Source organism: Reyranella sp., assembly GCF_965279465.1.
In the GTDB taxonomy this organism is placed as follows: domain Bacteria; phylum Pseudomonadota; class Alphaproteobacteria; order Reyranellales; family Reyranellaceae; genus Reyranella.
The window spans coordinates 3,638,330-3,658,668 of the sequence record NZ_OZ257242.1; the positions used below are offsets into that span (position 1 = coordinate 3,638,330).

Annotated in this window: 22 protein-coding genes; 10 read left to right on the plus strand and 12 right to left on the minus strand. The window is 66.4% G+C overall.

The genetic code is table 11. The annotated features are described in order from the left end of the window. Nucleotides 1-66 precede the first annotated feature (66 nt). Nucleotides 67-396, plus strand: a complete 330-nt coding sequence (locus ACQY8M_RS17805; RefSeq protein WP_428674597.1) for a DUF1476 domain-containing protein — start codon at nt 67-69, stop codon at nt 394-396. On the opposite strand, the gene purB is transcribed toward ACQY8M_RS17805, so the two are convergent. Next, nucleotides 393-1,718: an adenylosuccinate lyase gene (gene purB, locus ACQY8M_RS17810; protein WP_428674599.1), complete on the minus strand. Its 1,326-nt coding sequence runs from the start codon at nt 1,716-1,718 to the stop codon at nt 393-395. The two genes, ACQY8M_RS17805 and purB, sit on opposite strands and share 4 nt — an antisense overlap. A gap of 50 nt (nt 1,719-1,768) precedes the next feature. Here purB and ACQY8M_RS17815 point away from each other — a divergent pair, with 50 nt between their 5' ends. After that, entirely contained in the window at nt 1,769-2,566 is a 798-nt protein-coding gene (locus ACQY8M_RS17815) for an HAD-IIB family hydrolase (RefSeq protein WP_428674601.1), read from the plus strand. Between the two features lie 7 nt (nt 2,567-2,573). Further along, entirely contained in the window at nt 2,574-3,203 is a 630-nt protein-coding gene (locus tag ACQY8M_RS17820) for a MarC family protein (protein ID WP_428674603.1), read from the plus strand. On the opposite strand, the gene ACQY8M_RS17825 is transcribed toward ACQY8M_RS17820, so the two are convergent. Next, the gene (locus ACQY8M_RS17825; RefSeq protein ID WP_428674605.1) at nt 3,200-3,826 is read right to left on the minus strand and encodes a hypothetical protein; all 627 of its coding nucleotides are present in this window, start codon (nt 3,824-3,826) and stop codon (nt 3,200-3,202) included. The two genes, ACQY8M_RS17820 and ACQY8M_RS17825, sit on opposite strands and share 4 nt — an antisense overlap. A gap of 98 nt (nt 3,827-3,924) precedes the next feature. Between ACQY8M_RS17825 and ACQY8M_RS17830 the strand changes: the two genes are divergently transcribed. Next, nucleotides 3,925-4,797 carry a fumarylacetoacetate hydrolase family protein gene (locus ACQY8M_RS17830; RefSeq protein ID WP_428674607.1) on the plus strand — a complete coding sequence of 291 codons (873 nt, stop codon included), beginning with the start codon at nt 3,925-3,927 and terminating at the stop codon, nt 4,795-4,797. A 46-nt stretch (nt 4,798-4,843) separates the two neighbouring features. Here the strand turns inward: ACQY8M_RS17830 and ACQY8M_RS17835 are convergent, their stop codons facing one another. Then, nucleotides 4,844-5,491 carry a TetR/AcrR family transcriptional regulator gene (locus tag ACQY8M_RS17835; protein ID WP_428674609.1) on the minus strand — a complete coding sequence of 216 codons (648 nt, stop codon included), beginning with the start codon at nt 5,489-5,491 and terminating at the stop codon, nt 4,844-4,846. A gap of 19 nt (nt 5,492-5,510) precedes the next feature. Next, a complete protein-coding gene (locus tag ACQY8M_RS17840) occupies nt 5,511-6,572 on the minus strand; it encodes an alpha/beta hydrolase (RefSeq protein WP_428674611.1) in 1,062 nt (353 codons plus the stop codon). 59 nt (nt 6,573-6,631) lie between these two features. On the opposite strand from ACQY8M_RS17840, the gene ACQY8M_RS17845 reads away from it, so the two are divergent. Then, entirely contained in the window at nt 6,632-7,906 is a 1,275-nt protein-coding gene (locus tag ACQY8M_RS17845) for an adenylate/guanylate cyclase domain-containing protein (protein WP_428674613.1), read from the plus strand. Next, nucleotides 7,906-8,370, plus strand: coding sequence for a gamma-glutamylcyclotransferase family protein (locus tag ACQY8M_RS17850; RefSeq protein WP_428674615.1), 465 nt, complete (start codon nt 7,906-7,908; stop codon nt 8,368-8,370). Before ACQY8M_RS17845 ends, ACQY8M_RS17850 begins: the two co-directional genes overlap by 1 nt. A 9-nt stretch (nt 8,371-8,379) precedes the next feature. On the opposite strand, the gene ACQY8M_RS17855 is transcribed toward ACQY8M_RS17850, so the two are convergent. From ACQY8M_RS17855 to ACQY8M_RS17885, 7 genes are all read right to left on the minus strand, one after another. Next, on the minus strand, nt 8,380-8,817 hold the full coding sequence (locus tag ACQY8M_RS17855) for a VOC family protein (RefSeq protein ID WP_428674617.1): 438 nt from the start codon (nt 8,815-8,817) through the stop codon (nt 8,380-8,382). A 41-nt stretch (nt 8,818-8,858) separates the two neighbouring features. Beyond that, entirely contained in the window at nt 8,859-9,593 is a 735-nt protein-coding gene (locus ACQY8M_RS17860) for a DUF899 domain-containing protein (RefSeq protein ID WP_428674619.1), read from the minus strand. 12 nt (nt 9,594-9,605) lie between these two features. Further along, the gene (locus ACQY8M_RS17865; protein WP_428674621.1) at nt 9,606-10,457 is read right to left on the minus strand and encodes a transglutaminase domain-containing protein; all 852 of its coding nucleotides are present in this window, start codon (nt 10,455-10,457) and stop codon (nt 9,606-9,608) included. Then, a complete protein-coding gene (locus ACQY8M_RS17870; RefSeq protein WP_428674623.1) occupies nt 10,454-10,885 on the minus strand; it encodes an SRPBCC family protein in 432 nt (143 codons plus the stop codon). The genes ACQY8M_RS17865 and ACQY8M_RS17870 overlap by 4 nt, the downstream gene beginning before the upstream one ends. After that, a complete protein-coding gene (locus ACQY8M_RS17875; RefSeq protein WP_428674625.1) occupies nt 10,795-11,214 on the minus strand; it encodes an ArsR/SmtB family transcription factor in 420 nt (139 codons plus the stop codon). The genes ACQY8M_RS17870 and ACQY8M_RS17875 overlap by 91 nt, the downstream gene beginning before the upstream one ends. Before the next feature lie 67 nt (nt 11,215-11,281). Next, a complete protein-coding gene (locus ACQY8M_RS17880; protein ID WP_428675382.1) occupies nt 11,282-12,130 on the minus strand; it encodes an alpha/beta fold hydrolase in 849 nt (282 codons plus the stop codon). Next, on the minus strand, nt 12,130-12,870 hold the full coding sequence (locus ACQY8M_RS17885; protein ID WP_428674627.1) for a DUF72 domain-containing protein: 741 nt from the start codon (nt 12,868-12,870) through the stop codon (nt 12,130-12,132). The genes ACQY8M_RS17880 and ACQY8M_RS17885 overlap by 1 nt, the downstream gene beginning before the upstream one ends. A gap of 126 nt (nt 12,871-12,996) precedes the next feature. On the opposite strand from ACQY8M_RS17885, the gene ACQY8M_RS17890 reads away from it, so the two are divergent. Then, nucleotides 12,997-14,091, plus strand: coding sequence for an efflux RND transporter periplasmic adaptor subunit (locus tag ACQY8M_RS17890; protein WP_428674629.1), 1,095 nt, complete (start codon nt 12,997-12,999; stop codon nt 14,089-14,091). Next, nucleotides 14,088-17,240, plus strand: a complete 3,153-nt coding sequence (locus tag ACQY8M_RS17895; protein WP_428674631.1) for an efflux RND transporter permease subunit — start codon at nt 14,088-14,090, stop codon at nt 17,238-17,240. Before ACQY8M_RS17890 ends, ACQY8M_RS17895 begins: the two co-directional genes overlap by 4 nt. A gap of 10 nt (nt 17,241-17,250) precedes the next feature. On the opposite strand, the gene ACQY8M_RS17900 is transcribed toward ACQY8M_RS17895, so the two are convergent. Then, entirely contained in the window at nt 17,251-18,666 is a 1,416-nt protein-coding gene (locus ACQY8M_RS17900) for an 8-oxoguanine deaminase (protein ID WP_428674633.1), read from the minus strand. 124 nt (nt 18,667-18,790) lie between these two features. On the opposite strand from ACQY8M_RS17900, the gene ACQY8M_RS17905 reads away from it, so the two are divergent. Beyond that, nucleotides 18,791-19,192: a VOC family protein gene (locus ACQY8M_RS17905; RefSeq protein WP_428674635.1), complete on the plus strand. Its 402-nt coding sequence runs from the start codon at nt 18,791-18,793 to the stop codon at nt 19,190-19,192. Nucleotides 19,193-19,267: 75 nt separating this feature from the next. After that, the gene (locus tag ACQY8M_RS17910) at nt 19,268-20,278 is read left to right on the plus strand and encodes an LLM class flavin-dependent oxidoreductase (protein WP_428674637.1); all 1,011 of its coding nucleotides are present in this window, start codon (nt 19,268-19,270) and stop codon (nt 20,276-20,278) included. The last annotated feature ends 61 nt before the right edge of the window (nt 20,279-20,339 follow it).

Below are 20,339 nucleotides of genomic sequence, written 5' to 3' on the forward strand. Positions count from 1 at the left end.
CGGGGTGGAAAGGGCGCGCCGTGCTGCTATAAACCGCCGCGACGAGCCTTATGCGGAGCGGCTGAAATGACGACATTCGACGAGCGTGAGAAGGCCTTTGAGCACAAGTTCGCGCACGACATGGAGCTGCAGTTCAAGGCACGCGCTCGCAAGAACAAGATGTTGGGTCTGTGGGCGGCCGGGCTGATGGGCAAGGCCGGCGCCGACGCCGAAACCTATGCGCGTGACATCGTCATGGCCGACTTCGAGAAGTCCGGCGAACACGACGTGGTTCATACGCTCATGCGCGATCTCTCGGCGGCTGGAAAACCGACCGAGGAGCACACGATTCGCAAGCAGGCCGAGCGCATGCTGGTCGTGGCGACGCAGCAGGTCATGGCCGAAGTGAAGCCCTAGCCGAACACGCGCTTGAAGATCGTGTCGACATGCTTGGTATGGTAACCCATATCGAACAGGGCGACCAGTTCGTCGTCGGCCAGGAACTCCCTGATCTCCTTGTCGGAGCGGCACAGCGCCAGGAGCGAAGCGTTGCCGCGCCAGGCCTCCATCGCATTGCGCTGGACCGCCGCGTAGGAGGCTTCGCGGCTCATGCCCTTCTGGGTCAGCGCCAGCAGGATGCGCTGCGAGAAGACCAGCCCGCCCAGACCGTCGAGATTGGCCTTCATGCGGTCGGCGTAGACCACGAGCTGCTCGACCACGCCGGCCATGCGGTTCAGGGCGAAGTCGAGCGTGCCGGTGGCATCGGGCGCGATGTAACGCTCGGTCGAGGAATGCGAGATGTCGCGCTCGTGCCACAAGGTCACGTTCTCCAGGGCCGGGGTCACCGCGCTGCGGACCACGCGGGCCAGGCCAGTGACGTTCTCGGTCAGCACCGGGTTGCGCTTGTGCGGCATCGAGGAGCTGCCCTTCTGGCCTTCCGAGAAGAACTCCTCCGCCTCGCGCACTTCGGTGCGCTGGAGGTGGCGGATCTCGGTGGCGAGATTTTCGAGCGAAGAGGCAACGACGCCGAGAGCCGCGAAGAATGCGGCGTGACGGTCGCGCGGGATGACCTGCGTCGAGACCGGCTCGATTGCGAGCCCCAGCTTCGCAGCGACGTGCTCCTCGATCCTGGGATCGACGTTGGCGAAGGTGCCGACCGGCCCTGAGATGGCGCAGGTCGCGATCTCGGCCCTTGCTGCCACCAGCCGCGCGCGGTTGCGCATGAAGGCGGCGTAGTGCCCGGCGAGCTTGACGCCGAAGGTCGTCGGCTCGGCATGGATGCCGTGGCTGCGGCCGATGATCAGCGTGTCCTTGTGCTCCAGCGCGCGCTTCTTCAGCGCCGCCAGCAGCCGGTCGACGTCGGCCAGCAGGATGTCCGCCGCCTGGGTGAGCTGGACGGCGAAGCTGGTGTCGAGCACGTCCGACGAGGTCATGCCCTGATGCACGAAGCGCGACTGCGGCCCGATGAATTCGCCCAGCCAGGTCAGGAAGGCGATGACGTCGTGCCTGGTGACCCGCTCGATGGCGTCGATCTTCTCGACTTCGACGGCGGGCTGGGCCTCGAGGGCCGCCATCGCCTTGGCGCCGCCGTCCCAAATCGCCTTGGCCGCGTCCTTGGGAATGACCCCCATTTCCGCCATTGCGTCGCAGGCGTGCGCCTCGATCTCGAACCAGATGCGGAAACGGTTCTCGGGGGCCCAGATGGCCGCCATTTGCGGTCGGGAATAACGCGGTATCATGCGCGGGTTTTAGACCCTGTCCCGGCCTGGCGCCATGCTAAGAAGTGCCCGTGAAGCCGCTATCTGACTGCCCCAAGACGACGCTGGCCGCCATCCGTGGCGTTCTGACGGACATCGACGGAACGGTCTCGACCGACGGCCGCCTGACCGCCGAGGCCTATGGCGCCCTCGAGGCGCTGAAGCAGGCGGGCTTTCTGGTCATTCCCGTCACCGGCCGACCAGCCGGCTGGTGCGATATGATCGCGCGTTTCTGGCCGGTCGACGCGGTGGTCGGCGAGAACGGCGCCTTCTGGATGTGGCACGACGCCAGACGGGGCAAGCTGCGCATCCGCTTCATCCAGTCGGAAGCCGACCGGACCGACGGTCGCCGCCGGCTGGAGGCCGTCCGTGCCGACGTGCTGCGCGAGGTGCCGGGGGCCGGCATCGCCTCCGAACAACCGTATCGCCTCGCCGATCTCGCGATCGATTTCCGCGAGGACGTCCCGCCGCTGCCCATGTCCGACGTCGAGCGCATCGTCGCCATCTTCGAGCGGCACGGCGCGCACGCCAAGGTGAGCTCCATCCACGTCAATGGCTGGTTCGGCGACTACGACAAGCTCACCACCAGCAGGGCGATGATGGCGGAACTGTTCGGCGTCGATCTCGCGCACGACGCGGAGCACTATATCTTCTCCGGCGATTCGCCGAACGATTCAACGATGTTCGGGTTTTTTCCCAATGGCGTCGGCGTTGCGAACGTGCGTGACTTTGCCGGGGCGATGCCAGCCCTTCCGCGCTGGGTGACGCAGGCGCGCTCCGGCGCAGGCTTCGTCGAGCTGGTGGGAGCGCTGATCGCGGCAAGATCGTGAGGGACGCTTGGGGACGGCATTCACGCACACTTTCGTCTACGAGCTGGTGACGCTGTTCGTCATTCTCGATCCGGTCGCGACCGTTCCGATCTTCCTCGCCGCGACCGCCGGCCTCGGCCGCAAGCAATCCCTCCAGGTGGCGGCCTATGCCGTTTCCATCGCCTTCGGCGTGCTGCTGTTCTTCATCGTCGGCGGCCAGCTCCTTCTCAATGCACTGCACATCGCGATGCCGTCCTTCCAGCTCGCGGGCTCGATCGTGCTGCTGCTGTTCGGGCTGAAGATGGTGCTCGGCAAGGTGACCGAAGAGGCCGCGTCCATTCCGGCGGGATCGTCGCTGCTCGAGCGGTCGATCTACCCCTTGGCCATGCCGGGCATCGCCGGCGCGGGCGCCATGCTGACCGTCGTGCTGTTGACGGACAACAACGTCCGGACCTTCAGGGAACAGGTGACCACGACGGTCGAGCTGGTGCTGTGCATGGTCGCGCTGTTCGGCCTCTATGCGATGTCGGGATTGCTCTTCCGCCTGCTCGGCCGCGCCGGCATCGAGATCATCAGCCGGGTGTTCGGCCTGATCCTGGCGAGCATCGCGGTCAACGGCCTGGTCACGGCGATCAAGCTCAGCTTCGGCCTCGCTTAGGGTGGCGGCGCCACCAGGAGCGAGCCGAACAGGATGATGCTGTCGGCCTGACTCCAGACGCCGACGGTGCCGGATTGCGGCAGGCTGGCGTCGGTCGCCTTGAACAGTGGCGTGTCGTCCAACGAGACCTCGAAGTCGTTGCCTTTCAGGACGACCCTCAAGGCGTGCCACTGATCGCTCGTGACCTCGACGTCCTTGGCCGCGATCTGGGCGCGCCGGCCGCGCGCCATGCGATAGAGCCGCACAGAGCCTTCCAGGGCATCGGCGCGGACGACGTAATAGTCGTTGGCGCTCTGGGCGCGCAGGACGAGGCCGGCGGCCCGCGCGTGGCTGCCGCCGACGGCCTTGAAGCGCAGGGTGGCATCGAGGTCGCGGGCCACGGTCTGCTCGGAGATGCAGAGCGGGAATCGGAGGTCGGTCGCATCGCCCGCGGTCTCGCTGAGCGCCCAGCCGCTCGGCGCGGCCGGATCGGGCACGGCCTTCCAGGCGCTGACGCGCCCGACACCAGTCTGGCCCTGGGTGCAGGCGATGCGGCCGTCGGGCAGGGTGAGGGGGGCGACCAGCTGAGCGTTCGCCGGGAGGGGCAGGAAAGTCAGGAACAGCAGCAAACGCAGGAAACGCATGGTGAGACCCTATCAGCGGCGGCTTTGCTTGACCGCGTTCGCGGGACGGAGGAGTTTACGCGCCGCGAGATTCTAATAATTCCAAAAGGGGAGCCAAAATGCGACTTTGCACGATCAATAGCGGCGGAAAACCGGCCGTCGGCGTCAAGCTGGGCGACGGCAAGGTGATCGATCTCAGCAAGCAGATGCCGCGCGGCCCGAAGACGGTCGTCGAGATCCTGGCCGGCGGCAAGAAGCTCCAGGCCGAGGTCGCCAAGGCCTGCGCCAAGCCGAAGGCCGGCGCGACCGTGGCGGAGAAATCGGCCAAGTACCTGTGCCCGATCCCGGCGCCCGGCAAGATCCTGTGCATCGGCCTGAACTACCGCAAGCACGCGGAGGAGACCGGTGCCAAGATTCCGGACTATCCAGTCGTGTTCACCCGCTTCAACAACACGCTGGTGCCGCACAACGGCAAGATGCTGTCGACCTCGCATTCGGAGCAGTACGATTGGGAGGCCGAGCTCACCATCGTGATCGCCAAGAAGTGCCGCAACGTGCCGTTGGAAAAGGCGCTATCGGTGATCGGCGGCTATGCCTGCTTCAACGACGGTTCGATCCGCGATTGGCAGCGCAAGTCGGGCGGCCAGTTCACCCTCGGCAAGAACTTCGATGCCACCGGCGGCTTCGGCCCCGACATCGTGACGCCCGAGGAGCTGCCCAAGGGTGCCGCGCCGCTGCGCATCATGACCCGCGTCAACGGCGAGACGATGCAGGACAGCAGCACCGACGACCTGATCTTCGACGTGCCGACCCTGGTGCACGAGCTGAGCAAGGTCATGACGCTGGATCCGGGCGACATCATCATCACCGGTACGCCGTCAGGCGTGGCAATGGCGCGCACCCCGCAGCCCTGGCTGAAGCCGGGTGACGTCTGCGAGGTCGAGATCGAGGGCATCGGCGTGCTGCGCAACGTGATCGCGAAGGGGCCTTAAGTCCCATCATTTCTCCTCCCCCGTCCGACGGAGGAGGAGACGTGAGTCAGCTGCCCCGCTTCGGCAGGTTGCCGATGCCGCCCATCATGAGGCGCGTTGCGAATTCGATCGCGCCTTCGGTGTCGATGGGGTCGCGTGCCACCATGGCGACGGAGATCTCGAACACCACGCCCGACAGGACCGGGACGAGGTAGCCCAGATCGACGTCGGGCAACACGCCGCGCTCGATGGCAGCCTTGACGTCGTCAAAGGTCTGCCGCGCCATGCTCTGCAGGTCGGGCTTCTCGAACATCATGCGGATCGGCGTGACGTTGTTGCGGCCGAACGCCAGGATCTCCGGATCGTCGACCACGAAGTTGATGTAGGTCGAGATATGGCTGCGGAAGAATTCCTCGGCAGTACGCGCCCGGGCCCGGCCGCCGCGGTGGCGCCGCATCAGCTCGACGCTCATCTCGCGCACCACCGCCTCGAAGATCTCGTCCTTGTCCTTGAAGTAGTTGTAGAAGGTGCCTGAGGCGAGGTCGGTGCGGCGCACGATGTCGCGCACGCCGGCCGCGCCATAGCCGATCTCCGCGAACACGGAGCGCGCCGCCTTGAGCAACGCGGCACGGTTCTCCGCCTTGTTCTGCTCGCGCCGCCCGGACCGCTCGCTCCCCGTCGTCCGCGCCACCGTCGTCATCACCTGCTCGGTCATCCCCAAAGATCCTGCCTGCTCATCGGCCCAGCCGTGCCAGCTCGTGCCGAAGCCCCGTCACCATATCATCCATCGCCCGTGCCGCCGCCTGCAATGCACCGCGCATACCAACGAAGCCGTGGATCAGCGAATCGAATTCGCGATGCACGGTCTTCACCCCGGCTGTGCCCAGCCGCTCGGCATAGGCCTGGCCTTCGTCGCGCAGCGGGTCGAGGCCGGCGGTGAAGATCAGCGCCGGCGGCAGGCCCGAAAGATCGGGCGCGCGCAACGGCGACACGCGCGGATCGGCAGTCTCGGCCGGATCGTCGAGATAAAGGCCGCGGAACCACTCCATGTCGGTCCGGGTCAGCAGGAAGCCCTCGCCGCAGGAGGCGCGCGAAGGCGTCTCGGCACCGAGGTCGGTCGCGGGATAGATCAGCCATTGCAGGCAGGGCGTGCGCGCCTCGCCGCGCACCTGCTGCGCCACCACGGCTGCGAGCGTCCCACCCGCCGAATCGCCGGCGACGACGATACGGTCGGGGTCGATGCCGAGCTCTTCCGATTCCGCCGCGAGCCAGCGGAAGGCTGCCACGGCGTCGTCGAGGGCGGCCGGGAATTTGTGCTCGGGGGCGAGGCGGTAGTCGACTGCCACCACGGCGCAGCCGCTGCGCGCGCAGAAGAATCGGCACGGCAGGTCGTAGGCCTCGAGGCTGCCGATCACCCAGCCGCCGCCGTGCAGGTAGAGGACGGTCGGTAGCAGGCGCGCGACCGATCCGGCCGGCCGGTAGAGGCGCACGCGGAGCCGTCCGCCCGGCCCGGCGATGGTGCGATCGACGATCTCGCCGACCGGCGCCGGCCGGCCCGACAGCACCGGCTGGAAGAGGTCGAACTCGACGCGAGCCTGCGCGACACCCAGCATGTGCATCGGCTTCTGGCCCGAGCGGGCCAGCAACTGCAGGAACCATTGGGTACGCGTGTCGAGCGTCCGGCCGTCGACCGTGATCGGCGCGCCGGCCAGGAGATTGACCCAGGAGATGGGCATACGCAGCGCCAGGTTGGCGGCCTTGCCCTGCAGCTGACGCGCAAACTCCTTAAGCTCCATCGCCAACTCCCTAGCATGTCCTCGACGCGCGGGCATCCGCTGGCTAGCCTCGCCGGACGATGGTTGATGCTGCCCCGGGCGCCTATGCCCATGCGCTGCGGCGCGAGATCCTGCGCAGCGAGCAGAAGCGCATGCGCGTCGTCGCGGTGGTCCTGATCCTCGTCCTGTGCGTCAGCTCGACCAGCCTGCTGCTGCTGCCCGAGCTGCGCAACCGCCTGTTCCCGGACGGTATCCAGTGGTGGGTGCCGCTCGCCGGCGTCGGGCCGTTCATCCTGTTCGAGATCGTTGCCCTTGCCGTGCTCCGATACCGGCTTGCGACCGGCCGCGACTTCCCGCAACCCGCGCGTTTCGCAAATGTGCTGGTCGAAACCAGCATGCCCGGCGCGGTCATCTATGTGCTGGCGCGCCACATGGAGCCGCAGCTCGTCTTCGGTTTCTGGCCGCCGATGCTCTATTTCGTGTTCATCGTGCTGTCGACCCTGCGGCTCGATTTCTGGCTCTCGCTGTGGACTGGCGCGGTTGCCGCAGTCCAGCTCTTCGTGCTGGCTGTGATCCTGCTGCCGATCGATCCGGCCGGCGGCCGGCCGGACGAAACGCTGATCTATCACTTCGGCCGCAGCGTCATGCTCATGTTGGCGGGAGTGGCGGCCGCGATCGTCGCCCGTACCTTGCGCCAGCAGTTCGAGAATTCGGTCGCCGCGGCCGCGGCGCGCGACCGGGTGACCAACCTGTTCGGCCAGCACGTGTCGCCGGTCGTGGTCGAGCAGCTGCTTGACGCCGAGCTGCAGAGCGCCAAGCGCACGGTCTGCGTGATGTTCCTCGACATCCGCGGATTCACTGCCATGACACGCAACCGTTCGGCTGACGAGACGGTCACGCTGCTGAACGATTTCTTTGCCGAGATGATCGAGATCGTCGACCGCAACCACGGCTTCATCAACAAGTTCCTGGGCGACGGCTTCCTGGCTCTGTTCGGCGCGGCACTGGCCGATCCGGCGGCGGCGGCCAATGCCCTGAATGCGGGGCGGGCCATGCTTCTCGCGGTCGACGGCTGGAACCAGGCCAACCCCGGCCGGATGCTCAAGATCGGCATCGGCATCCATATCGGCGAGGCGGTCACCGGCTCGATCGGCTCGCCACGGCGCAAGGAGTACACCGCCATAGGCGACACGGTGAACCTCGCCGCGCGGCTCGAGCAGCTCACCAAGGAGACCGGCGCCCGGCTGCTGCTGTCCGAGCCGGTGCGGGCTGCCGCGGCGGCGAGCGACGCGATCGATCTCGGACTGCTCGCGGTCCGCGGCTATGACGAGCCGGTGCGGGTCTGGAGGCTGTGATGGTGTGGTACTTTGCCTACGGCTCGAACATGAATCCGGCGCGGCTCAGCGACCAACGGCTGAAGGAGCGGTCAGTGCAGATGGGCCCGCGCGTCGGCGGGCGGCTCGACGGCTGGCGACTGATCTTCAACAAGATCGCGCGTTCGCCCCCGGGCGCTGCCGCCTGCAACATCGTGGCGGCGCCCGGCGAGTCCGTGCACGGTACGCTGAACGAGATGCCGGAAGCCGGCCTCGAGGTGCTGGACATCTGGGAAGGCGTGGCGGGCGGCCACTACGAACGCCGCACCGTGCACGTGGTGCGCGCCGACACGGGCGATTCGGTCGACGCGGTCGTCTACGTTGCGCTCAAGGTTGGCGACGGTCTCAGGCCGACGCGCGAATACCTCGGCCATCTTCTGGCCGGCAGGGATCTTCTGCCGGCCAATTACTGGGAGCGGCTCAGCGCTACTCCGACACTGGACTAGAGCGAAGGCTCAGGCCGGGACGGCCGCGCGGGTCTTCTCGCCCGGCAGGCTGTCCGACTTGTCGATCTCGGGGACTTCGGCCTCGTGCCAGAAGTTGAGCTCGATCATCACGCCATCGGGATCGTGCAGGAAGACCTGCTGCAGCGGCCGCGCCGGCACCTTCTTGACCTCGAAGGGGATGTTGTCCGCCTTCGCCCGGTCGATCGTGCCGCGGATGTCCGAGCAGTTGATCGCGACGTGGTCGATGGCACCGCTGCCGTGGGCCTTGTGGCCGGTCTCCGAAACGAGGTGGAGGATCGGCTTCTCGCCGGCATAGAGCCAGGCGCCAGGGAAGTTGAACGGCGGACGGTCACCGGCGTACAGGCCGACGTACTTCTCGTAGAAGTCGACGGTCGCCTTCAGGTCCTTGCAGTAGATGTTCCAGTGGTCGAGTGAAATTGCGGGCATGGGTGTCTCCTCTGCACGATCCAAGCTTACACCCATCCGGCCTAGCCATGGCAGCAGGAATCGGCGGGTTTTTCCTCGTATTTGTCGTGGTACCGGACCCAGGCGGTCAGGTTGCCGCCAGGCGGCTCGTTGCGGCCCTTCGGCGTAAGGTCGAGGAAGGAGTAGGTGCTGCCGAGTTGGTCGGTGCCGCGGGAGAACACCGAATAAGTGTGGAATAGCTGGCCCGCTTCATCCTTGGTGAACACGCTGAAACCCGGCAACTCGTCGCCTGCATAGGCCATCGCCTCGAAGTTGTAGAATACCTTGCCGCGCGCCTTGTCCTCCTCGGTGAAGGAGACGTGGTAGTCGAAATTGAAGTCCGAGCCGAACGACGATACCCACTTGAAGTGCCAGCCCATGCGCTTCTGGAAGGCTTGGATCTTGGGCAGCGGCGCGCGAGAGACAGCGACCAGCATGACGTCGTGGTTGATCAGGTGGACGAGCTGGCTGTCGAGCTGGTCGGCACCGAACGAGCAGCCCAGGCAGCCCTGCTCCCAGTCGGGCCCCAGCATGAAGTGCTTGACGATCAGCTGGCTGCGGCCGGCGAACAGGTCGGCCAGCGTCTCCTTGCCGTCGGGTCCATCGAACACATAATCCTTCTCGACCTTCACCCAGGGCATCTCACGACGCTCCGCAGCCAGCGCGTCCTGCTGCTTCAGGGCGGCCTTTTCCTTGGCGAGCAGGGCGCGCCGGGCCTCGAGCCATTCCTCTCGCGAGACGGTCTTGTGGGCTTGCATCGACTTCTCCTTTCACGTCGTTTCGATACGGTTTCGGACGGCGTTCACGACCTGCGGCGGCACCGCCAGGGTCGTGGCGTAAACCTCGCGCAATTCGTCCCAATGCGAGTCGGGTTCTTGCGACAGCACCGCCAGCCGGTCGAACAGCGCGAAGTCCGGATTTTCACCGGGGCGCGGCATCGGTCCCCAGCAGTCCCATGGCAGCATCTCGAGATTGTTCAACGCCGCGATATCGCGCACGACGTTGCCGGCGATCATCCACCACCCGAACAGGTCGAGGACGCCGAAATCCATCGGATCGGTCTTGCCAGCGCGGCAAAGCTGCCAGCAATCGCCGGCGACCAGGAACTGATCGCGCGGCACGTCGGCCGGGTCGAATGTAACCTTGAAGAGCGCCCGCTGATGGGCATCGAGCTGCGCGTCGAACAGCACCCAGGTGCCGCGCTTGTCGTTCCAGTATTCGGTCACCCAATGGTCGAGGTACTTTCCCGCCACGAAGTAGGCGGCGAAGCCGCAGCGGGCTCGCGCGGGAACGCCCTTCCGGCGCAGCATGGCGACATGCAGCAGCGTGAAGTGGCGGCAGACTCCGACCTGGCGCTCGTCCGCCGGGCGCGCCGCGTGCAACGGCCGCGTATCGTGCGCCACGATTTCGGTCAGCATCTCCTCGACCGAGCGGACATGCGCCTGCTCGATTTGCGCGGTGCTCAAGGTCACCGGATAGGTCGAAGCGACGTGCTGGTGCATCAGCAGGCCCTGTACGACTGCCGCCAACGGCTCAGGACCGCGTGGCAAGTCGTCGAACAGCGGGCCTTGCTTCCCCGGATCGCTGAGCGCGATCGGCGTGCGATAGAATTCGAGGTTCATGGGAAGAGCGCCTCCAGCCGGTCGAGCGCCATGCCCCAGCCGCGGCCATGGTCGTCGCGCGCCTGCTCGCTGAAGAACTGCTCGTGCGTCAGCGTCAGCATGGTGCCGTCATTGACCGGGTTGAGGTCGATGGTGACCAGCGACTCGCGCTCGGGCGTGCTCTGCCACGCCCAGGAGAACGACAGCTTGCGATTGGGCACGACCTCGCGATAGGTGCCGCTGACGCTGTGATGTTCGTTCTCGGGGTCCCAGAACTGCACGCGGAAGCGGCCGCCGACGCGCAGGTCGGTCTCGGCGACCGGCGGCTTGGGATTCTCGGTGACGCCCCACCAGCGCGTCATTTGCTCCGGCCGGGTCCACGCTTCGTAGACTTTTTCCGGGGCGGCTTTGATGCGGCGCTTGAGGACGAGGCTGGGCTTGGTTGCCATTGATCTTGCTCCAGGAATGCGGCGAGACGGTCGAGCTGTTCGGTCCAGTAGCGCTCATAGTGGGCGAGCCAGTTCATCGCTTGCTCCATCGGCGCCGGGGTGAGTTGACAGGCCACGGTGCGGCCGGTCTTGGTCCGGCTGATCAGCCCTGCATCCGACAGCACGTCGAGATGCTTCATGATGGCCGGCAACGATACCGGGAAGGGGCGGGCGAGCTCGCTGACCGACACGGTGTCCTGCTGGTCGAGCCGCGCCAGCAGGGCACGGCGGGTCGGATCGGCGAGGGCGGCGAAGGTGCGATCGAGGGTCGAGGCTTGATAGTTAACCATGACGTTAAGTATCTAGGTACGGCACGGCGCCTGTCAAGCCGTCGTTGTCGGCGCGGTGAAGCGGCCGCTACTTCTCCAAGAAGCTCTTGATCATCGCGGTCATGGCGGCCGGTTGCTCCTCCATCACCCAGTGGCCGGAATTGGCGAGCACCTGTGCCACCACATCGCTTGCCACGACTCGCATGACCTCGGCCTGCATCGTGCCGAACGACTTGTCGCCGCCGACGGCCAGAATTGGCATGGCGAGCTTGCCCTTGAGCGCCAGCGCCTTGTTGTCGGTCGCGTCCTGCGCGAAGGCGGCGAACTGCTCGAAGGCGCAATGCATGTTGCCCGGCCGTGCATAGAGCGCGGCGTAGTGATCGCGCGTCGCCTCGTCGATCGCCTTCGGATCAGCCGACAGCTCGTTGTAGAAGCGGTCGAGATAGATTCGCTCCCGACCGGCAACGAGACGCTCCATGTCAGGGCCGCGGAAATTGAAGTGCCACAGCATCGGGCTCTTCAGGATCTCTTCCCACGGGCCAATGCCCGGGATCGGCGCATCGATCGCCACCCAGCGAGTCACCCGCTCGGGGAACTGGGCGGCGAAGGCATAGGCCACCATGTTGCCGATATCGTGGCTGACCAGCTGGACCTTGCCGATCTTGAGCACATCGAGGACGCCCGCGATATCGAGCGCCTGGGTCTTCTTGTCGTAGCCGCCGCCGGGCTGCGACGAGAGCCCCATGCCGCGCAGGTCGGGCGCGACGACGGTGTGGTTGCCCGCGACCGCGGTCGCTGCCTGCCCCCACATGTCGCCGGTATCCGCAAAGCCGTGCAGCATGACAACCGGTGCACCCGTTCCGCCGATGCGGGTGTGGATCGTAGCGCCACCGGCGTCGATGTCTTGAGTGCGGAAGCCCGCAGGAAAGGGATGGATCACTTGAGCCTCTCGATCAGCGCCTGCGCCGCCGCAGGATTGCGCACTTTCGCACCCGAGATGAAGTAGATGAAGGCATCGCCCTTCTTCGTCCAGGTCTTGGCCTTCTTCGCCCACTTGTCGAGCTCGGCCGGCTTGTAGCCGGTCTTCACCTTCTCCTCGGCGCCCATCAGGCGGGCGTAGGTGAAGTCGGCGGTCGGTTCGTCGATCTCGGGAAAATCCTTGTCGTGCGCATAGACGATCGCGACATTGTGCTTGCGGCAGAGGTCGTAGAAGCGCTCGTCCTTGAAGGTGTCGTTGCGGACCTCGAGGGCATGGCGCAGCGGCAGCTTGCCGACCTGCTTCGGCAGCAACTCGAGGAACGCCTCGACGTCCTCGGCGTCGAACTTCTTGGTCGCCATGAACTGCCAGTTGATCGGTCCCAGCCGGTCGCCGAGCTCGACCAGCCCCTGGTTCACGTAGCGCCCGATCGACTCCCCGGCGTCGGCGAGAACGCGCCGGTTGGTGCAGAAGCGCGAGGCCTTCATGGAGAAGACGAAGCCGTCCGGTGTCTCGGCGCGCCACTTGGCCCAGCTCGCCGGCTTGAAGCTCGAATAGTACGTCCCATTGATTTCAATCGATGTGAGCTTGCGGCTCGCATATTCGAGCTCACGCTTCTGTGTGAGATCATCGGGGTAGAACACGCCGCGCCACGGCTCGAATGTCCATCCGCCGATGCCGACATAGGTCTTGCCCGCCATACCGCGCTCCCATTCGAAACAGGATGTGTATACTGCAACCAACAAGACGAAAACGGTGGTAACAGGGTGGTGGGATTCGGGGCTCGTCTGATTCTGGCGCTGGCGTTGTTCGTCGGCGGCACTGCCATGGCCCAGCAGCCGGGCGCGGCGCCGCCGGCCGTGGGCGTGATCGCCGCCTCGCGCCAGCCGGTGACGCAATCGACCGAGTACATCGCGCGTATCCAGGCGACCAACCGCGTGAACCTCGTGGCACGCGTCTCCGCCTATCTGGACGAGGTGCTGTTCACCGAGGGCACGGAGGTCAAGAAGGGCGACCTGCTGTATCGGCTGGAGCAGGGCCCGTTCCGCGCCGACGTCCAGGCCAAGGAGGCGTTGGTCGCGCAGTTCAAGGCGCAGCTCAAGAATGCGCAGGCGGTGCTCGATCGCACGGAGCAGCTGCTCAAGACGCCGGCCGGCCAGAAGGCGGCATATGATGCGGCCTCCGCTGCCGAGCAGGCGCTGAAAGCGCAAATCCTGGGCGCCGAGGCGCAGCTCCAGCAGTCGCGCATCAACCTCGACTACACCGAGATCAAGGCGCCGATCGACGGCAAGATCGGCCGTACCGCGGTGACAGCGGGCAACTATGTCAGCAACAGCACGGGGACCCTCGTGTCGATCGTCAGCCAGGATCCGATGTACGTCGTCTTCCCGGTGCCGACCCGCACTGTGATGGAACTTCAGCGGCGCAGCGGCGGGAAGTCGAGCGCGCTGGTGATCCGCATCCGCCTGCCCGACGGTAGCCTGTACGACCGGACCGGACGGCTCGACTTCGTCGACAACTCGGTGACCGGCAACACCGACACCATGCTCCTGCGCGGCGCCGTGCCCAACCCCCGGCAAGGCGGCGGACGCATGCTGGTCGACGGCCAGCTCGTGACGGCGGTGCTCGAGGACGTCGAGCCGACCGACGCCCTCGCGGTGCCGCGTGCCGCGGTGCTGGCCGACCAGGAGGGCGACTACGTCTTCGTGGTCGACAAGGACAACAAGGCCGAGAAGCGCCGCGTCAAGCTCGGCCAGTCGACGCCGGCCTTCGCGTCGATCATCAGCGGCCTTAAGGATGGCGAGAGCGTGATCGTCGACGGCATCCAGCGGGTCCGCCCCGGCCAGACCGTGTCGCCGGGGCCGCCCGCGGCGCAAGTCCAGCCGCCTCCTGGGACAGTGACGGGCGGCGCACGGCAGTGATCTCCGCTGCGTTCATCCGCCGGCCACGCCTTGCCGTGGTCATCGCCATTGTCATGACCCTCGCAGGCGGGTTGGCGATGCTGCGCATTCCGGTGGCCCAGTTCCCCGACATCGTGCCGCCGCGCGTTCAGGTGTCGGCGTTCTATCCCGGTGCGTCGGCCGCGGTTGTCGAGGCGGCGATCGCCCAGCCGCTCGAGGCCCAGATCGTCGGCGTCGACAAGATGATCTACATGAAGTCGACCAGCGGCAACGACGGCAGCTACAGCCTCACCGTCTCCTTCGCGGTCGGCACCAATCCCGACACCGCCACGGTCAACGTCAACAACAGGGTGCAGACGGCACTGCCGCAGCTGCCGCAGGCGGTGCAGGTCCAGGGCCTGACCGTGATCAAGCGCTCGGCCGCGATCCTGCAGTTCATGAATCTCTACAGCGAGACCGGCAAGATGTCGCCGGTGGCGATCACGAGCTACGCCACGATCAACGTGCTCGACGAGCTGGCGAGGGTGCCGGGCGTCGGGCAGGCTCTGCTGTTCGGCCGGCTCAACTACTCGATGCGCATCTGGTTCGATATCCAGCGCCTCACCAGCCTCAACCTCGCGCCGTCGGACGTGGTGCAGGCGATCCAGCAGCAGAACATCCAGGCGCCGGTCGGCCGCATCGGCTCGCGGCCGGTGCCGAGCGACCAGCAGTTCCAGCTCAACGTCCAGACGCAAGGGACGCTCACGACGCCCGAGCAATTCCAGAAGATCGTGCTGCGCGCCAACCCGGACGGCTCGGTGCTGCGGATCGGCGACGTGGCGCGGGTCGAGATGGGGGCGCAGAACGAGGATACCGAGACGCGCATCAACGGCCTGCCCTCGGTCGGCATGGCGCTTTATCTCGCGCCCGACGCCAACGCGGTGGCAACCGCCAGCGCCGTCGCTCGCACGATCGCCAAGCTCAGCGCCCGCTTCCCGGAGGATCTCAAGGCGCGCGTGGTCTACGACTCGACGGTGTTCGTAACCGACACGATCAGCGAGGTGCTGTGGACGGTGGGTGAGGCCTTCATCCTGGTCGTGATCGTCGTCTTCCTGTTCCTGGGCAGCCTGCGCGCCACCATCATCCCGGCAATCGCCGTGCCGGTCAGCCTGATCGGCACCTTCGCCTTCCTGCAGATGATGGGCTATTCGGCCAACACCGTGTCGCTGCTGGCGCTCGTACTGGCAATCGGCATCGTCGTCGACGATGCGATCGTCGTGGTCGAGAACGTCGAGCGTGTGATGCAGGAGCATCCCGAGCTGGAACCGCACGAGGCGACGCTCGAGGCGATGCGCCAGATCACCGGACCGATCATCGCCATCAGCCTGGTGCTGCTCTCGGTGTTCGTGCCGGTTGCCTTCATTCCCGGCATCTCGGGCCAGCTCTTTCGCCAGTTTGCCGTCACCATCAGCATCGCCATGCTGATCTCGGCGATCAATGCGCTGACCCTCTCGCCCGCGCTCTGCGCGATCTTCCTGCGCCACGAGATCCCGACCCGTGGTCCCATCTATCATCTGCTGCGCGGCATCAACCTGGTGCGCGACGGATACGCGAGGATCGTGCAGCGGCTGATCCGTATCTCGCTGGTCTCGATCCCGCTGGTCTCGCTGATCGGCGCCGGCATCTTCGGTCTGGCGCGCATCACGCCGACCAGCTTCCTGCCGGAAGAGGATCAGGGCGCGTTCTTCCTCAACGTCCAGCTTCCTCCCGGCGCCTCGGTGGCGCGTACCAGCGAGACGGTGCGCCAGGTCGAAGCCATCCTGAAGAAGATGCCGCAGGTGCAGGACGTGTTCGCCGTGATCGGTTTCTCGCTGCTCGACGGGGCGAACACATCGAACGCCGCCTTCGCCGTGGCCAAGCTCAAGCCGTTCGAGGACCGCCGCGGCGCGGCCGATTCGGCGCAGGCCCTGATCCGCCGCATGTTCGCCGAGGGCGGGCAGGTGCGCACCGCCAACATCGTCGCCTTCAACCTGCCGCCCATCATCGGACTGTCGACCAGCGGGGGCTTCGAGTACCAGCTCGAGGCGCTGGAGGGGCAGGACCCGGTGCAGCTGGGCAGCGTCATGCAGGGACTGGTCGCCGCAGCCAACCAGGACCCGCGTCTCAGCCGCGTCTTCTCGACCTTCACCGCCAGCAATCCGTCGATCTATCTCGACATCGACCGCGACAAGGCGCAGGCGCTCGGGCTCGGCATGAACGACGTCTTCCAGGCGCTGCAATCGACCCTGGGCGGGCTGTTCGTCAACAACTTCAACCTCTACGGCCGCACCTGGCAGGTGAACATCCAGGGCGAGGCGGAGGACCGGCGCCGCATCGAGAGCATCTGGCAGATACAGGTGCGCAACAAGCAGGGCGAGATGGTGCCGATGCGCTCGATCGCCGAGCTGCGCTTCGTCCTCGGCCCGCAGGTGATCACCCGTTACAACAACTACCGATCGATCACCATCAACGGCGCGCCGGCTCCCGGCCGCTCCTCGGGTGATGCGCTTGTCGCCATGAAGGAGGTGTCGGACAAGACGCTGCCGCAGGGCTTCGCCTTCGAATGGACGGGCACGGCGTTCCAGGAATACGAGGCGCAGGGTCAGACCGGGCCGATCCTGGCGCTGGCCGTGATCTTCGCCTTCCTGTTCCTGGTGGCGCTCTACGAGAGCTGGATCATCCCGATTCCCGTGCTGCTGTCGGTGTCGGTCGGTGTGCTGGGAGCCTATGGCGGTATCCTGATCGCCGGCCTCACGCTCGATCTCTACGCCCAGATCGGCCTTGTCGTGCTGATCGCGCTCGCCGCCAAGAACGGCATCCTGATCGTGGAGTTCGCCAAGGAGCAGCGCGAGAAGGGGATGGAGCTCGCCCATGCAGCCGTCCTCGGCGCGCGCATGCGGTTCCGCTCGGTGATGATGACGTCGTTCGCCTTCATCCTGGGACTCGTGCCGCTGGTCTGGGCGCATGGCGCCGCGCAGATCAGCCGGCGCGATATCGGCACGTCGGTCTTCGCCGGCATGATCGTCGCCAGCACAATCGGCATCTTCCTCATCCCGATGCTCTACGTCGTCTTCCAGCGCCTGCGGGAATGGAGCCCACGCAAGGCAAAACACCGCCGCGTCGAGGGGCATTTCCCGACGCAGCACGACTGACCGTCACCGCTCAGTCCTCGAGCAGATTCGCCGCGCAACGGTTGTGCATGGCGATCACCGGCTTCATGTCCATGGTGACGATCTCGCCGTCGCGCACCACTGGCTTGCCGTTGATCACCGTATGCCGCGCCTGCTGCGGCGCGCAGAACAGCACGGCCGCGACCGGGTCGTGCAGGCCGCCGGCATAGGCCACGGTATCGAGGTCGAGCGAGAAGAAGTCCGCGCATTTGCCGGGTTCGAGCGAGCCGATGTCGCTGCGTCCCAGCACCCGCGCGCCGCCGATCGTGGCGAGCTCGAGCGCTTCGCGCGCCGTCATCCATTCGCCGGCGCGTACTGGATGGGATTGCGACAGGAACATGTATTTGCGTGGTCCCTCGGGCGGCAGCAGGCCGAGCCGGAGCCGCGCCAGCAACATCGCCTGGCGCGCTTCCATGAGGATGTTCGAGGAGTCGTTGCTGGCCGAGCCGTCAACGCCCAATCCGACCTTCACGCCGGCCGCCATGTATTTCTTGACCGGCGCGATGCCGGATCCGAGCCGCATGTTGGAGCAGGGGCAGTGTGCCGCGCCGCAGCCCGTCGCTGCGAATTTGGCGATCTCGGCGTCGTCGACATGGATGGCGTGCGCGAACCACACGTCTTCGCCCAGCCAACCCAGCGTCTCCATCCAGTCGACCGGGCGAAGCCCGAAACGCTCGAGCGTGTAGCGCTCCTCGTCCAGCGTCTCGCACAAGTGGGTGTGCAGCTTGACCTTGTAGTGGCGGGCGAGGGCCGCCGACTCCTTCAGCAGGTTGGCGGTGACCGAGAACGGCGAGCAGGGCGCCAGCACGACCTGCGTCATCGAACCCACCGAGGCGTCGTGATAGCGCTCGATGACCCGCTGGCTGTCCGCGAGGATGAAGTCCTCGTCCTCGACGCAATCGTCCGGCGGCAGCCCGCCGTTCGATTCGCCTAAAGACATCGAGCCGCGGCTGGCATGGAAGCGCACGCCCAGCTCACGTGCCGCCTCGATCTGGCAGTCGACATTGTTGCCGTTCTTGAAGACGTAGGTGTGGTCGAACACCGTGGTGCAGCCCGACTGGACGAGCTCAGCCAGCCCGATCAGGGTGCTCGCGCGCGAGCCTTCCGCGTCGGTGCGCGCCCAGGCGCGGTAGAGCGCCTTCAGCCAGGGGAAAAGGTTGTTGTTCTGCGCACCGGGGAAATTGCGCGTCAACGTCTGGTTGAGATGGTGGTGCGTGTTGACGAAGCCCGGCAGGACGATCTGGCCGCCGAGGTCGATCACCGTATCGGCGGTTGCCGGCAGCTCGGCGGTCGGTCCGACCTGCTTGATGATGCCGTCCTCGGCGTAGAGCCCGGCATTGCGCAGCTCCCGGCGCGCTCCATCCATGGTGACGAGAACGTCGGCGTTCCTGGCCAACAGCGATGGCATCTTGCGTCTTCTCCCCGATAACGGGCGGATGATAGCAGCGGCGGGGAACGATGAGGTCCGAAAACCGCTGGCGCGGTTTGCCCGTGTTTCCATAGTCGACACCAGATCCACTGAAAGGCCCGCCATGAGCTTGCTGATCAACATCGATGTGCCCGACACCGCGAGCGGCGAGCGTTTCTACACCGCGGCCTTCGGCCTGCAGATCGGTCGGCGCTTCGGCAAGGACTTTGTCGAGCTGCTGGGCTGGGAGTCGCCAGTCTATCTCCTGGCCAAGAACGCCGGCACGGTCGGCGCCGGCGGCGATCTGCGGCGCTACGAGCGGCATTGGACGCCATTCCACGTCGACGTCGTAGTCGGCGACGTCGATGCCGCCGTCGCGCGGGCGGTCGCGGCCGGGGCGACGCTCGAAGCACCTGCCAAGAACACGCCCTACGGCAGAATCGCCATGCTTGCCGATCCGTTCGGCCACGGATTGTGCCTGCTGCAGTTCAACGCGCGGGGCTACGACGCTCTGCTCGAAGGCTGATTGTTCCGCTCCGCGCGTGCCGAAGTGGCACAAGGCAGTGCGGCTTCCTACATCCGTGGGCCCACGGAGATGCATGTGATTCCTTTTTCGATCCTGGACTTGTCGCCGATCAATCAGGGCAGCGATGCCGCCCAGGCCTTCCGCAATACGCTCGATCTTGCCCAGCACGCCGAACGCTGGGGCTACAAGCGGTTCTGGCTCGCCGAGCATCACAACATGCCCGGCATCGCCAGCGCCGCGACCGCCGTGGCGATCGGCTACGTTGCCGGCGGCACCAGGACCATCCGCGTCGGATCGGGCGGCGTCATGCTGCCGAACCACGCGCCCTTGGTGATCGCCGAGCAGTTCGGCACGCTTCAATCGCTTTACGGAGACCGCATCGATCTCGGCCTCGGCCGCGCGCCGGGCACCGACCAACGCACGGCGCGCGCGTTGCGCCGCGACCTCACGGGCAATGCCGAGAACTTCCCGCGCGACGTCCTGGAGTTGCAGGCCCTGCTGGGGCCGGTGCGGCCGGGCCAGGCCGTGCGCGCGGTGCCCGGGGCCGGATCGCGCATTCCTCTCTGGCTGCTCGGTTCGAGCACCTACAGCGCGCAACTCGCCGCAGCGCTCGGCCTGCCGTTTGCGTTCGCATCGCATTTTGCGCCGGCCGACCTGATGCCGGCGTTGGGCCTCTATCGTGCGCAGTTCCGGCCGTCCGAGCAGCTCGAGCGACCCTATGCCATGGTCGGCGTCAACGTGTTCGCCGCGGAGACGGAGGCCGAGGCGCGTCGTCTCTCCACGTCGCTGCAGCAGCAGTTCATCAGCCTGCGGCGTGGCGCACCCGGACCGCTGCCGCCCCCGCTCGACAGCATGGACGGCCACTGGTCGCCCATGGAGCGGGCGGGTGTGGAGCAGGCGCTGTCGTGTTCCGCGGTCGGTACTCCGGACGTCGTTCAAGGGCGATTGGAAGCGCTCATCGCCGAGACCAAGGCGGACGAGCTGATGCTCACCGCGCAGATCTTCGACCACGCCGCCCGGCTCCGCTCCTTCGAGATCGCGGCGGACGCGTGCGGCCGGCTCGCCGTCGACCGCAGCGCAGCGTAGGACCGGCTGCTCTTTCGCTCGGACGTCTTGATCCGCTGAGGATCTTGCCCGAAACCGCGCG

Coding starts and splice junctions, on each gene's coding strand:
- ACQY8M_RS17860 (WP_428674619.1), bottom strand. CDS start 9,593: ATGCAAGCCCACAAGACCGTCTCGCGAGAGGAATGGCTCGAGGCCCGG.
- ACQY8M_RS17845 (WP_428674613.1), top strand. CDS start 6,632: ATGGTTGATGCTGCCCCGGGCGCCTATGCCCATGCGCTGCGGCGCGAG.
- ACQY8M_RS17835 (WP_428674609.1), bottom strand. CDS start 5,491: ATGACCGAGCAGGTGATGACGACGGTGGCGCGGACGACGGGGAGCGAG.
- ACQY8M_RS17850 (WP_428674615.1), top strand. CDS start 7,906: ATGGTGTGGTACTTTGCCTACGGCTCGAACATGAATCCGGCGCGGCTC.
- ACQY8M_RS17875 (WP_428674625.1), bottom strand. CDS start 11,214: ATGGTTAACTATCAAGCCTCGACCCTCGATCGCACCTTCGCCGCCCTC.
- purB (WP_428674599.1), bottom strand. CDS start 1,718: ATGATACCGCGTTATTCCCGACCGCAAATGGCGGCCATCTGGGCCCCC.
- ACQY8M_RS17840 (WP_428674611.1), bottom strand. CDS start 6,572: ATGGAGCTTAAGGAGTTTGCGCGTCAGCTGCAGGGCAAGGCCGCCAAC.
- ACQY8M_RS17905 (WP_428674635.1), top strand. CDS start 18,791: ATGAGCTTGCTGATCAACATCGATGTGCCCGACACCGCGAGCGGCGAG.
- ACQY8M_RS17805 (WP_428674597.1), top strand. CDS start 67: ATGACGACATTCGACGAGCGTGAGAAGGCCTTTGAGCACAAGTTCGCG.
- ACQY8M_RS17855 (WP_428674617.1), bottom strand. CDS start 8,817: ATGCCCGCAATTTCACTCGACCACTGGAACATCTACTGCAAGGACCTG.
- ACQY8M_RS17885 (WP_428674627.1), bottom strand. CDS start 12,870: ATGGCGGGCAAGACCTATGTCGGCATCGGCGGATGGACATTCGAGCCG.
- ACQY8M_RS17900 (WP_428674633.1), bottom strand. CDS start 18,666: ATGCCATCGCTGTTGGCCAGGAACGCCGACGTTCTCGTCACCATGGAT.
- ACQY8M_RS17865 (WP_428674621.1), bottom strand. CDS start 10,457: ATGAACCTCGAATTCTATCGCACGCCGATCGCGCTCAGCGATCCGGGG.
- ACQY8M_RS17830 (WP_428674607.1), top strand. CDS start 3,925: ATGCGACTTTGCACGATCAATAGCGGCGGAAAACCGGCCGTCGGCGTC.
- ACQY8M_RS17825 (WP_428674605.1), bottom strand. CDS start 3,826: ATGCGTTTCCTGCGTTTGCTGCTGTTCCTGACTTTCCTGCCCCTCCCG.
- ACQY8M_RS17870 (WP_428674623.1), bottom strand. CDS start 10,885: ATGGCAACCAAGCCCAGCCTCGTCCTCAAGCGCCGCATCAAAGCCGCC.
- ACQY8M_RS17890 (WP_428674629.1), top strand. CDS start 12,997: ATGGCCCAGCAGCCGGGCGCGGCGCCGCCGGCCGTGGGCGTGATCGCC.